This is a genomic window from Microvirga arsenatis, assembly GCF_009910705.1.
In the GTDB taxonomy this organism is placed as follows: Bacteria; Pseudomonadota; Alphaproteobacteria; order Rhizobiales; family Beijerinckiaceae; genus Microvirga; species Microvirga arsenatis.
Genome location: NZ_JAAAXJ010000003.1, coordinates 18236 through 31184 on the forward strand (window position 1 = coordinate 18236; position 12949 = coordinate 31184).

The following is a 12949-nucleotide window of genomic DNA, read 5'->3' on the forward strand; positions in this document are numbered from 1 at the left end:
AGACCAAGAAGAGCTGAAGCTTGAACCCCCTGTCCTCCGCCATCCGGCGGCGCGCCCTGTCGACCCGCGCCCGTCTCGTCCTCCTCGTCACCGCCGTCCTGGTCCCGGTCGTGGCATTCGCGTCGCTGCTCCTGTGGCAGTTTGCGGCCACGGAGCGTGTTCGCCACCAGGCGGAGGCCCTCGAGCTCTCGCAGCGGGTTTCCGCCGTCATCGACCGCGAGCTGGACGGGCTGACCGGCGCCCTGGAAGCCCTGACCACGTCGCCGGCTCTCCAGGCGGGTGGAGATCTTGCCGTTTTCGACGCCCAGGCCCGGGCTCTCCTGCGCCGGCGCGGCTCCTTCGTGACCATGCGGGACCGGACGGGCAAGCAGATCATCAATACCGGCCGGCCCTTCGGATCGCCCCTGCCGGACTGGGACGATCCGGTCGTGCTGACGGCGGACCGCCAGGTCTTCGAAACCGGTCGGCCGGTGGTTTCGGATCTCTATACCGGCGCTGCGACCCAGCGGAAGCTGGTGCAGATCGATGCGCCTGTGTTCCGGGATGGGGCGGTGGCCTATGCCCTCAGCATAGCCCTCGAACCTGCCCGGCTGGCGGACATCCTCACGGCTTCGGCTCCACCCGACTGGACGATCGCCATCGTCGACCGCAATAACCGGGTCATCGCCCGCTCGCGCCAGCATGAGCGGTATGTGGGAAGCGAGGCGACGGCCGATCTTCGCGCCAACACGACCGGTTCCGGCGGCATCTGGCTCGGCCGCAACCTGGAGGGAGCGGAAGTCCTCGGGGCCTACACCCGCTCGTCCTTCTCCGGCTGGCGTGTCGCGGTCGGGGTTCCCACCGCCCTCATCGAGGCTCCGGTCCGGCGCATCACGGGAATCCTGATCGGGACGTCGGCCGTCGTCCTGGTGCTGTCCGGCGCCCTGGCGATCTGGTTCGCCAGGGGGATTGCCAAACCGCTCCGCCAGCTGACGGAGGTCGCCCGGCGCGTCGGCCAGGGGGAGCATGCGCCGGCTCTGGCAACGGGCCTGAGGGAGGCCAACGAGATCAGCGATGCGCTCGCCGCCGCGGCAGTCGCCCTTCGCGAGCGCGAGCAGGAGCGGGACAGGGCCGAGGCGCTCAACACGGAACTCGCGGCGCTGGTCGAGAACTCGTCGGACTTCATCGGCATCGCCGACACCCAACTCAACATCCTGTTCGTCAACGATGCGGGCCGGGCGCTCGTCGGGCTTGAGAGCATGGAGAAGGCCCGCCGCACCCGGGTTCCGGACTTCTTCGATCCGGCCGAGCACGGGCGCCTTCAGGAGGAGGTCTTTCCTGCTGTCGTCGAGCGGGGGCGCTGGTCCGGCGAGCTGACGTTCCGCCACTTCGCGACGGGCGAGCGCATTTCCGTCATCTACGACGTCTTCCGCATCGACGATCCCGAGACGGGGCAGCCTATCCGCTATGGCACCGTCACCCGCAACATCACCGAGCGCAAGCGGGCCGAACGGCAGCTCGCCGAGAGCGAGGCTCGCCTCAAGACCGTGTTCGACACGGTGCCGGTCGGCATCGTCCTGGCCGAGGCACCCTCGGGGCGCATCGTGGCCGGCAATGCCCAGGTGGAGCGCATCTTCGGCCATCCGGTCCTGCCGTCGCCGAACGTCGAGAGCTATCGGGAATGGATCGGCTATCATGCCGACGGACGCCGGGTGGACGCCGCCGAGTATCCGCTCGCGCGGGCGCTTCAGGGCGGGGAGGAAAGGCCGGAGCTCGAGATCCTCTACGAGCGCGGCGACGGGCGTCGCACATGGGTCTATCTGATCGGAGCGCCCATCCGCGACGTGCAAGGGCGGATCGTCGGAGGACTCGTGGCCTGTCTCGACATCGACCGCCAGAAGCGGGCCGAGGAGGAACTGCGGGAGCTCAATGCCACCCTGGAGCGCAGGGTCGAGGATGCCATCGCCGAGCGCGACCGGATCTGGCGCCTGTCGGCCGAGATCATGCTGGTGGCGCGGTTCGACGGCGAGATCGTCGCCGTCAATCCGGCCTGGACGGCCATTCTCGGCTGGAGCGACACGGAGCTGGTGGGAGGCTCGTTCCTGGATCTCGTCCATCCCGACGACCGGGAGAGCACCCTCGCCGAGGCGGGCCGCCTCTCGGAGGGGCACACCACCCTGCGGTTCGAAAACCGCTACCGGCACAAGGATGGCAGCTATCGCTGGCTGTCCTGGACGGCCGTGCCCGACCGGAACTTCATCCACGCCATCGCCCGCGACGTCACCGCAGAGCGGGAAGCCGCCGAGGTCCTGCGCAGGACCGAGGAGCAGCTTCGGCAGTCGCAGAAGATGGAGGTGGTGGGCCAGCTCACGGGCGGCGTCGCGCACGACTTCAACAACCTGCTCACCGTCATCACCGGCCATCTCGACATCGCGCAGCGACGCATCGAGGCCACGCAAGGCGACGCGCGCCTGATGCGCAACATCCAGAACGCCCTTGAAGGCGCGCAGCGCGCGGCGGTTCTGACCCACCGCCTGCTCGCCTTCTCGCGACAATCGCCGCTCCAGCCCGAGGTGGTGGATCTCAACAAGCTCGTCTCCGGCATGTCGGACCTGATCCGGCGCACATTGGGCGAGACGATCTCCATCGAAACGGTGCTGGCCGGCGGCCTCTGGCGCACGGAGGCCGATCCGAACCAGGTGGAGAGCGCCATCCTGAACCTGTGCGTCAACGCGCGCGATGCCATGCCCGGGGGCGGCAAGCTCACCATCGAGACCGCCAACACCTATCTGGACGACGGCTACCCGGCGGTCTCGCGCGGCGACGTGAAGGCGGGGCAATACGTGATGGTTGCGGTCTGCGATACCGGCACCGGCATGCCGCCGGAGGTGCGGGACCGGGTGTTCGAGCCCTTCTTCACCACGAAGCCGGTAGGCAAGGGAACCGGCCTGGGCCTGAGCCAGGTCTACGGCTTTGCCAAGCAGTCCGGCGGCCATGCGGCGATCTATTCGGAAGTGGGCGAGGGCACGACCGTGAAGCTCTACTTCCCCCGTCTCATGCGGGCCGCTCAGGACAAGGCCGAGACGGCGGCGGCAGGGACCATCCCGCTTCAGAGAGGCCGCGGCGAGACCATCCTCGTGGTCGAGGACGAGGACATGGTGCGGGAGTTCACGGTCTCAGCCCTGGAGGAGGCGGGCTACACGGTGCTGGCCGCGGCCGACGGCCCGAGCGGCCTCGCCCTGCTGAAGGCTCATCCCGAGATCGATCTCCTGTTCACCGACGTGGTGCTCGCAGGCCCGCTCAACGGCCGCAAGGTTGCCGACGAGGCCCTGAGGCAGCGCCCGGGCCTGAAGGTGCTCTTCACCACCGGCTACACCCGCAATGCCATCGTGCATCACGGACGCCTGGATGAGGGCGTCGACCTGATCACCAAGCCGTTCACCGCGAAGGATCTGGCGGCGAAGGTGAGGCGCGTGCTGGAAGGCGAGTGAGAGATCGGCTGCGAGGCCCCGCCCTTGCAGGCGGGGCCATGCTGCATCAGCTGCGCTTCGGCGGGTTGGCCGGCCAGCTCTTGATGAGCGTGTCGTAGTCGACCGTCTCACCCTTCGGCTTCTCGTTCGCCAGCTTGCGCTGGGGCGCGATGGTGCCGGCAGCTTCCGCCTTCTTGAACCACTCCTCGGCCGTGGTCTTCGGGTTCAGCTTCGGCCCGCACTCGCCCTGCACGTTCGCGCGCTCGAGGCGTCCGAGCACCTCGTCCTGGGCTGCGGCGAGGGAATCCATCGCCTGCTGCGGGGTCTTGGAGCCGGAGGCCGCATCGCCGATGTTCTGCCACCAGAGCTGCGCGAGCTTCGGGTAGTCCGGGATGTTGTTGCCCGTGGGCGTCCACTGCACGCGGGCGGGCGAGCGGTAGAACTCCACGAGGCCGCCGAGCTTCGGCGCGCGCTCCGTCATGGACGGGTGCCAGATGTCGCTTTCGCGGATGAAGGTGAGGCCCACATGGCTCTTCTTCAGCGAGACCGTCTTGGAGGTCACGAACTGCGCGTAGAGCCAGGCCGCCTTGCGGCGTTCCACGGGCGTGGACTTGAGCAGGGTCCACGAACCGGCATCCTGGTAGCCGAGCTTCATGCCCTCCTTCCAGTAGGAACCCTTCGGCGAGGGTGCCATGCGCCATTTCGGCGTGCCGTCCGCGTTCACCACCGGAAGGCCCGGCTTCACCATGTCGGCAGTGAAGGCCGTATACCAGAAGATCTGCTGAGCGATGTTGCCCTGCGCCGGCACGGGTCCGGATTCGGAGAAGGTCATGCCGGCCGCCTGGGGAGGCGCGTACTTCTTGAGCCAGTCGATATACTTGGCGATCGAGTAGACGGCGGCAGGGCCGTTGGTGTCGCCGCCGCGCTCCACCGAGGAGCCGACCGGGCGGCAGCCTTCCATGCGCACGCCCCATTCGTCGACGGGCAGGCCGTTCGGGATCCCCTTGTCGCCGTTGCCGGCCATGGAGAGCCAGGCATCGGTGAAGCGCCAGCCGAGGGAGGGGTCCTTCTTGCCGTAATCCATGTGGCCGTAGACCTTGACCCCATCGATCTCCTTCACGTCGTTGGTGAAGAATTCGGCGATGTCCTCATAGGCCGACCAGTTCACCGGAACGCCGAGGTCGTAGCCGTACTTGGCCTTGAACTTCTCCTTCAGGTCCGGGCGCTGGAACCAGTCGTATCGGAACCAGTAGAGGTTCGCGAATTGCTGGTCGGGCAGCTGGTACATCTTGCCGTCGGGCGCGGTGGTGAAGGATTTTCCGATGAAGTCGTTGACGTCGAGCATCGGGTTGGTGACGTCCTTGCCCTCGCCCGCCATCCAGTCGTCGAGCGCCACCGCCTGCTTGTAGCGGAAATGGGTTCCGATCAGGTCGGAGTCGTTCACCCAGGCATCGTAGATGTTGCGTCCGGACTGCATCTGCGTCTGGATCTTCTCCACCACGTCGCCTTCCTGGATCAGGTCGTGGGTGAGCTTGATGCCGGTGATCTCCGAGAAGGCCTTTGCGAGGGTGCGGGCCTCGTATTCATGGGTCGTGATGGTCTCGGAGACCACGTTGATCTCCATGCCGACGAAGGGCTTGGCCGCGTTCACGAACCATTCCATCTCCTTCAGCTGCTCGTCCTTGGAGAGCGTGGAGGGCTGGAATTCGCTGTCGATCCAGCGGCGCGCTTCTTCCATGCCCGCGAAGGCGGCGCCGGCGCCCAGTGTCATGGCGAGCACGCTCGTCGACACGAAGAGCCGCAAGCGGGGGTGAGTATGGGTGAGTTTCATTCATTCCTCCCAAGTTGTGCCCTGCCGGCTGAGGCGCCGGTCTTGGTCCCTGGGGTCCGGGCGAACCGAAGGGTGTTATGGTCCTGCGCGTCTCACACGTAGCGGAACACCGCTGCCGCGAAGAGAAGCGAAAGGGCGGAGGCCCACCACAGGTCGAGGCCGACGAGGCCGAGCCAGGCGAGGTGGATGAAGGCGGAGCCGAGGAGCGAGATGAAGAGCCGGTCGCCCCGCGTGGTCGGGATGCGCAGGACGCCGACGCGCTCCGTCTCCGGCCGGTAGATCGCCAGAAGCGTCATGATCAGCAGGAGGCTTGCGATGGCGGCGAAGAAGAGGCCGGTCTGCCAAGTCCAGGCCATCCAGGCGAGATCGGGCATGGTGCTCTCCTTTAGACCCGGCCCAGGGCGAAGCCCTTGGCGATGTAGTTGCGGACGAACCAGATCACGAGCGCGCCGGGCAGGATCGTGAGCACGCCCGCCGCCGCGAGAAGGCCCCAATCCATCCCGGCCGCCGAGACCGTGCGCGTCATCGTGGCGGCGATGGGCTTGGCGTTCACGGAGGTGAGCGTGCGGGCGAGCAGCAGTTCTACCCAGGAGAACATGAAACAGAAGAAGGCCGCCACGCCGACGCCCGAGGCGATGAGCGGCATGAAGATCTTGATGAAGAAGCGCGGAAACGAATAGCCGTCGATGGCCGCCGTCTCGTCGATCTCCCGCGGCACGCCGGACATGAAGCCTTCGAGAATCCAGACCGCGAGGGGCACGTTGAAGAGACAATGGGCCAGGGCGACGGCCCAGGGCGTGTCGAAGAGGCCGATGGCCGAGTAGAGATTGAAGAAGGGCAGGGCGAAGACGGCCGGCGGCGCCATGCGGTTCGTCAGCAGCCAGAAGAACAGGTGCTTGTCGCCCAGGAACCGGTAGCGCGAGAAGGCATAGGCGGCCGGCAGCGCGAAGGCGATCGACAGCACCGTGTTGATGAGCACATAGGTGAGGGAGTTGATATAGCCCGAATACCAGCTCTGGTCCGTGAAGATCTTGACGTAGTTGTCGAAGGTGATCTCCCGCGGCCACAGGGTGAGGCCCGAGGTGATCTCCATGTTGGTCTTCAGGCTCATGTTCACGAGCCAGTAGATCGGCAGCATCAGGAACACGAGGTAGAGGGTCATCACCACCGTGCTGCCCCTCACGCGAGGCTCCGACAGAACGCGGTTGGCCGCCGCGGGAGCCGCGGCGGTCTTCATCTCGGAGGAGCCGACGGCGATGCTTCCGCTCATGCTTCGACCCTTTCGCGTTCGGCATCCACGTTGGTCATGACGGTGTAGAACACCCAGCAGATGGCGAGGATGATGAGGTTGTAGACCAGGGACATGGCGGCCGCCTTGCCGAGGTCGAACTGCCCCAGGGCCAGCTTCACCAGATCGATGGACAGGAAGGTGGTGGCGTTGCCGGGGCCGCCGCCGGTGAGCACGAATGGCTCCGTATAGATCATGAACGAATCCATGAAGCGCAGCAGCACGGCAATCAGCAGCACGCGCCGCATCTTCGGGAGCTGGATCGTGCGGAACACGGCCCAGCGCGAGGCTCCGTCGATGCGGGCGGCCTGGTAATAGGCATCCGGAATCGATTTCAGGCCCGCATAGCACAGGAGGGCGACGAGGCTCGTCCAGTGCCACACATCCATGATGATGATCGTCACCCAGGCATCGAGCGGATCGCCGGTATAGTTGTAGTCGATGCCGAGGCGGTTGACGGTCCAGCCGAGGAGGCCGATGTCGCCGCGGGCGAAGACCTGCCAGATGGTGCCGACCACGTTCCACGGAATGAGCAGCGGCAGCGCCATGAGCACCAGGCAGAGGGCGACGCTCCAGCCCTCGCGCGGCATGGCGAGCGCCACCGCGATGCCGAGCGGCACCTCGATCAGGAGGATGATGGCGGAGAACAGGAGCGTGCGCCAGAGCGAGTCGAAGAAGCGCTCGCCGAGCTGGCTCGACGGATCGAGCAGTTCCTGGAACCAGGCAATGCCGTTCCAGAAGAACTGGTTGTTGCCGAAGGTGTCCTGGACCGAGTAGTTCACCACTGTCATCAGCGGCAGGAAGGCCGAGAACGCCACGATGGCGAAGACAGGGAGGACGAAGAGCCAGGCCCTGTTGTTGACGGTCTTCGTCATGCCGCGTGACCTCCGAGGGCTTCGCCCGGCACCAGATGCCCGTTGGCGTAGATGTGCACGTGGCGCGGATCGAGCGCGAGCGAAGCTTCGCTTCCCTCGATGGAAATGCCGTCCGGAACGCTCGCGGCAAGAGGGCGGCCGCCCAGCTCCACCCGGGCGATGCGGGCGCGTCCGATGTCGTCGATGCGGCGGATCCGGACCGGAAGGCCGGCGCCCTTGGGCTGGAGCCGCGCGAATTCGGGGCGGATGCCGAGCTCGATCCGCTCCCCGCCGGACAGGGTCCGGTAGGCTCTCTGCAGGGGAACGGCGTCGGAGCCGATGAAGGCGGTGGCGCCTTCGACCCGGCAGGGCAGGATGTTCATGCCCGGGGAGCCGATGAAATGGCCCACGAAGGTATGGGCTGGGCGCTCGAACAGCTCGTCCGGCGTTCCGGTCTGCACCACGGCGCCGTCATGCATCACCACCACCTTGTCGGCGAAGGTGAGCGCCTCGGTCTGGTCGTGGGTCACGTAGATCATCGTGATGTCGAGCGCGCGGTGAATCTCCTTGAGGGTGGAGCGCAACTGCCACTTCAGGTGCGGGTCGATCACGGTGAGCGGTTCGTCGAACAGGATCGCCGCCACGTCGGGACGCACGAGGCCGCGCCCCAGGGAGATCTTCTGCTTCATGTCCGCCGTGAGATTGCTGGCCTTCCGGTCGAGCACGCGGGTGAGATCGAGAAGATGCGCAATCTCCTCCACCCTCCGGGCCGTCCGGTCCCGCGGCACGTGCCGGTTCTTGAGCGGGAAGGCGAGGTTCTCGCGCACGGTCATGGTGTCGTAGACCACCGGGAACTGGAAAACCTGCGCGATGTTGCGGGACTCGGTGGCCAGGTCCGTGACGTCCAAATCGTCGAAGAGGACGCGCCCGCGTGTCGGGCGCACGAGGCCCGAGATGATGTTGAGCAGGGTGGTCTTGCCGCAGCCTGAAGGACCCAGCAGGGCATAGGCGCCGCCCTGCTTCCACACGTGGTTGATCTCCTTGAGGGCATAATCCTCCGGGGTGCGGGGATTGGGCCTGTAGGCATGGGCGAGATGGTCGAGCGTGATGCGGGCCATGGCTTTCCCCTCAAGCCGCTTTCTGCGCCGGGTCGCCGGCCGCGAGGCGGCCATGCCCATCGAACAGGAACAGGTGTCGCAGGTCGAGATAGGCCGTGACGGCGGATTTCGGCTCCAGCCGTCGGACACCCGGCACGAGCGCCACGAGCCGGTGCTCGCCGGCATCGAGGTGCACATAGCTTTCCGACCCGGTGATCTCCGCCACGGACACCGTTGCGGGGAGGGCGATCTCCTCGCCTCCGCCGGGATCGAGCGTGAGATGATGGGCCCGGAAGCCGACCGTGTACTCGCCGTCGGGCACGGTGGCGAGGGTGCCGCCGGCATGGATCTGCCCGCCGGCGCTCAGCGTCGCGCTGGCGCCCGACTTGACCGCGTGCAGGATATTCAACGGCGGGTCCGAGAAGACGCGGGCCGTGGTCAGGTCGCGGGGGCGGCGATAGACCTGCGGCGTCGGCCCGAACTGCGTCACCCGGCCCTCGAAGAGGGTCGCGGTGTTGCCGCCGAGCAGCAGGGCCTCCGTGGGCTCGGTCGTGGCATAGACGAAGATGGCGCCCGAAGCCGCGAAGACGCGGGGCAGTTCCTCGCGAAGCTCCTCGCGGAGCTTGTAGTCGAGATTGGCGAGGGGCTCGTCGAGCAGAACCAGGTCGGCCCCCTTCACCAGAGCCCGCGCGATCGCGGTTCGCTGCTGCTGGCCGCCGGAGAGGTTGAGCGGCTTGCGGTCGAGGTAGGGTTCAAGCTTGAGCAGCCTGGCGGCATCGCGCACGCGCGCCTCGATCTCGTTCTGGGGCAGGCCGGAGACGCGCAGGGGCGAGGCGATGTTCTCGAAGACGGTGAGCGAAGGGTAGTTGATGAACTGCTGGTACACCATCGCCACGCTGCGCCGCTGCACGGCCCAGCCGGTCACGTCCTTGCCGTCGACGAGGATGCGGCCGCTCGTGGGCGCATCGAGCCCGGCCATGAGGCGCATGAGGGAGGTCTTGCCCGAGAGCGTTGCTCCGAGCAGCACGTTCAGGGAGCCGCGCTCGAGGGTCAGATCGACATCATGGATGTGAGTGGAGGCCCCGACCTTCTTCGAGACCCCTTCAAGAACGAGGGTCATCGGCACTCCCTGGAACGACGAAGCTGCCGGACATGACAAAGGCAGGACGAGGGGGCAGGCGCATGCGGCTCGATGCCCGGCGCTGCGGCCTCTTGCACTGCCTCATGAAGCCCGCTGCGAATGCGTGCCTCATGCATCGTTACGTTGTGCAACGTCGCGGTATCCCACAGGCCCAAGAGCGCTTCTCCCGGCTTCGGACCCCCTGAATCTCGGCTTTCTTCTTATTGTTACGGCGAAGGTATCTTGCCCCTCTGGCGAAAGCAACCGGCTGCGATCGACCCGACGCGGTCTTTCGAGCGACTGGGTCAACGCGCGATCATGCATCGGACCTTGACGCTGGGTCATTCGAATTGAACCCGAGCCTTGCTCGGGAGTTCACGCCTCGTGCGCCGCACCCGCTTCGCAAGGATTGCGGGACGTCGGATCTCTCGGGAGAGCGTCATGCCGGACAATGCCAAGCCCCTTGCCGTCGTCACCGGCGCCTCGACCGGGATCGGCTATGAACTGGCCAAGCTTTGCGCGCAGAATGGGTACGACCTCGTGATTGCCGCCGATCAGGCTGCGATCCAGGACGCAGCCGGGGACTTCCAGGCCCTCGGCGCCGCGGTCGATTCGCTGCAAGTCGATCTCGCGACCCTGGAGGGTGTCGACCGGCTCTATGCCGCCCTCAGGGGCAGGCCGGTGGATGCGCTCCTCGCCAATGCGGGTCACGGCCTCGGGCATGCATTCCTGGACCAGGACTTCACCCAGGTCCGGCACGTGATCGACACCAACATCACGGGCACGATCTACCTGATCCAGAAGGTGGGGCGGGACATGCGGGCCCGGGGCGAGGGGCGCATCCTCATCACCGGCTCCATCGCCGGGTTCATGCCGGGCACGTTCCAGGCCGTCTACAACGGCACCAAGGCCTTCATCGATTCCTTCTCCTTCGCCCTGAGGAACGAGCTGAAGGACACGGGCGTGACGGTGACGTGCCTCATGCCCGGCGCGACCGATACCGAGTTCTTCGAGCGCGCCGGCATGCTGGACACCAAGGTCGGCCAGGACAGGAAGGACGATCCCGCGGACGTGGCCAAGGTCGGGTTCGAGGCGATGATGCGCGGCGACGGGGACGTGGTGAGCGGATGGAAGAACAAGATCACCACCGCGATTGCCTCCATCACGCCGGCCGGCATGCTGGCCGAGCAGCATCGCAAGATGGCCGAGCCGGGATCGGGCCAGAGCTGAGCCCGTCCGGTTGCAGCGTCGCGCCTCGAAGGGTCGGTTGACGATCCCGCTCCGATGGGCGAGGAGCGGCTTGCAGGGCCGTCACGCGCCCTGGCTGCAAGGGATTGTGCGATGATGCCGAGGGATTTGCTGGAGCGCCTGACGGGCCTGCTCGGACCGGCGGCCGTCCTCGCGGAGGGACCGGACCTGGAGCCCTATGCGGTGGATTGGCGCAAGCTCTTCCCCGGAAAGCCGGCCTGCGTCGTCCGCCCGTCCTCGGCGGAGCAGGTGGCCGGGATCGTGCGGATCTGCCGCGAGGCCGGTGCCGCCATCGTGCCCCAGGGCGGCAACACGGGGCTCGCCGGCGGGGCGGTGCCTGACGCCTCGGGAACCCAGGTCGTCCTGTCCCTCAATCGCATGGCGGCGATTCGCAACGTCGATCCCGTGGGGCTCACCCTCGAAGCGGAGGCGGGCTGCATCCTCAAGGTCGCCCAGGATGCGGCCGCCGCTGCAGGTCGCCTGCTGCCGATCAGCCTTGCCGCGGAAGGCTCGGCCACCATCGGGGGCGTGGTGGCGGCCAATGCGGGCGGCGTGAACGTGCTGCGCTACGGCATGACCCGCAGCCTCGTGCTCGGCCTCGAGGTGGTTCTGCCCGACGGGACGATTGCCAATGGCCTGCGCCGCCTGCGCAAGGACAATGCGGGCTACGACTGGAAGCAGCTCTTCATCGGCAGCGAGGGGACGCTCGGGATCGTCACGGCGGCGATCTTAAGGCTCCTGCCGCGGCCGAAGCATTCCGTGACGGCGCTGCTCTCGGTGGTGGATCCTGCCGCCGCCCTGCGGCTCCTCGAGCTCGCCCAGGACGAGCTGGGCGACCAGATCTCCGCCTTCGAGCTGATCTCGGCCACCTCCATGCAGCTCGTCGCCAAGCATGCGGGCCTGAAGACGCCGATTGCCGAGGGCGAGTGGTTCGTGCTGATCGAGGCGGCCTCCAGCCTCGCGGGCCTGCGCGAGGCGGCCGAGGCGATGCTGGGCATGGCCTTCGAGCGGGAGATCGCGTTGGACGGGGTGATCGCGGAGTCCGGTGCGCAGGCGGCCCAGCTCTGGGCCCTGCGCGAGCATGTGACGGAATCGGAGGCGCGCGAGGGCAAGAGCGTGAAGCACGACGTTTCCGTGCCGCTCACGGAGGTGCCCCGCTTCCTGCACGAGGCCGGGGAGGCGCTCGCCGCGGGCGCGCCGGGAACGCGGGTCAACGCCTTCGGGCATCTCGGCGACGGCAACATCCATTACAACGTGCTCGTCGATCACGGCCACGATCCCAATGTCGTGAACCGCATCGTCCACGACATGGTGGCGGCCTTCGGCGGCAGCATCTCGGCGGAGCACGGCATCGGCCAGTACCGGGTGGGCGAGCTGGCCCGCTATCGCGCCTCGACCGAGATGGAGCTCGCGCGCAGGCTCAAGCGGGCGCTCGATCCGGAGAGCCTGCTCAATCCGGGCAAGGTGCTTCTGCCTTAAGCCTGTCTTTCGGTGCGGCCCAGCAGATAGAACTCGTCGTTCGGCCGCATGCTGCTGACATTGGCGAGGCGGTTGGACATGGCGAAGAAGGCGGCAATCGCCGCGATGTCCCACACGTCCTCTTCGCCGAAGCCGTGGGCGCTCAAGGCCGCTATGTCAGCATCGCCCACGGCGTGGGCCTCGAGCGCCACCTTCATGGCGAAATCCAGCATCGCTCTCTGCCGGGGCGTGATGTCCGCCTTGCGGTAGTTGATCGCGACCTGATCGGCGATCAGCGGGTTCTTGGCCCGGATGCGCAGGATCGCGCCGTGGGCGATGACGCAGTACTGGCACTGATTGGCGTTGCTGGTGGCGACCACGATCATCTCGCGCTCGGCCTTGGTGAGGCCGCCCGGCTTGTCCATCAGGGCGTCGTGATAGGCGAAGAAGGCGCGGAACTCGTCGGGCCTTCGGGCCAAGACCAGGAACACGTTCGGCACGAAGCCCGACTTCTCCTGCACCGCCAGGATCCGCGAGCGGATATCCTCCGGCAGATCCGCGATCTCGGGAACGGGGAAGCGGCTGATCGGCGGCTGGCTCACGG

At 67.0% G+C, this 12949-nt stretch carries 10 protein-coding genes; 3 read left to right on the top strand and 7 right to left on the bottom strand.

The features are described 5' to 3' along the window. The first annotated feature begins 20 nt into the window (after positions 1-20). The gene (locus tag GR303_RS06265) at positions 21-3470 is read left to right on the top strand and encodes a PAS domain S-box protein (RefSeq protein WP_161723517.1); all 3450 of its coding nucleotides are present in this window, start codon (positions 21-23) and stop codon (positions 3468-3470) included. Positions 3471-3516: 46 nt separating this feature from the next. Here GR303_RS06265 and GR303_RS06270 read toward each other — a convergent pair whose 3' ends face one another. The 6 genes from GR303_RS06270 to GR303_RS06295 form a co-directional block, all read right to left on the bottom strand. Then, positions 3517-5280: an ABC transporter substrate-binding protein gene (locus GR303_RS06270; RefSeq protein ID WP_161723518.1), complete on the bottom strand. Its 1764-nt coding sequence runs from the start codon at positions 5278-5280 to the stop codon at positions 3517-3519. Between the two features lie 92 nt (positions 5281-5372). Beyond that, complete coding sequence (locus tag GR303_RS06275; RefSeq protein WP_161723519.1) at positions 5373-5654, bottom strand: DUF2160 domain-containing protein; 282 nt, start codon at positions 5652-5654, stop codon at positions 5373-5375. 11 nt (positions 5655-5665) lie between these two features. Continuing rightward, positions 5666-6442 carry a carbohydrate ABC transporter permease gene (locus GR303_RS06280; RefSeq protein ID WP_161723631.1) on the bottom strand — a complete coding sequence of 259 codons (777 nt, stop codon included), beginning with the start codon at positions 6440-6442 and terminating at the stop codon, positions 5666-5668. A gap of 104 nt (positions 6443-6546) precedes the next feature. Then, the gene (locus GR303_RS06285; protein WP_161723520.1) at positions 6547-7443 is read right to left on the bottom strand and encodes a carbohydrate ABC transporter permease; all 897 of its coding nucleotides are present in this window, start codon (positions 7441-7443) and stop codon (positions 6547-6549) included. Next, positions 7440-8540: an ABC transporter ATP-binding protein gene (locus GR303_RS06290; protein WP_161723521.1), complete on the bottom strand. Its 1101-nt coding sequence runs from the start codon at positions 8538-8540 to the stop codon at positions 7440-7442. The genes GR303_RS06285 and GR303_RS06290 overlap by 4 nt, the downstream gene beginning before the upstream one ends. Positions 8541-8550: 10 nt before the next feature. Next, positions 8551-9639: an ABC transporter ATP-binding protein gene (locus GR303_RS06295; RefSeq protein WP_161723522.1), complete on the bottom strand. Its 1089-nt coding sequence runs from the start codon at positions 9637-9639 to the stop codon at positions 8551-8553. 441 nt (positions 9640-10080) lie between these two features. On the opposite strand from GR303_RS06295, the gene GR303_RS06300 reads away from it, so the two are divergent. Together GR303_RS06300 and GR303_RS06305 are read left to right on the top strand one after the other, a co-directional pair. Next, the gene (locus GR303_RS06300) at positions 10081-10869 is read left to right on the top strand and encodes an SDR family NAD(P)-dependent oxidoreductase (RefSeq protein WP_161723523.1); all 789 of its coding nucleotides are present in this window, start codon (positions 10081-10083) and stop codon (positions 10867-10869) included. 114 nt (positions 10870-10983) lie between these two features. After that, positions 10984-12366 carry an FAD-binding oxidoreductase gene (locus tag GR303_RS06305; protein ID WP_425487114.1) on the top strand — a complete coding sequence of 461 codons (1383 nt, stop codon included), beginning with the start codon at positions 10984-10986 and terminating at the stop codon, positions 12364-12366. On the opposite strand, the gene GR303_RS06310 is transcribed toward GR303_RS06305, so the two are convergent. Beyond that, positions 12363-12947 (bottom strand): peroxidase-related enzyme, encoded by a 585-nt coding sequence (locus GR303_RS06310; RefSeq protein ID WP_343038458.1) that lies wholly within the window; start codon positions 12945-12947, stop codon positions 12363-12365. The genes GR303_RS06305 and GR303_RS06310 overlap by 4 nt on opposite strands. Between the last annotated feature and the right edge of the window lie 2 nt (positions 12948-12949).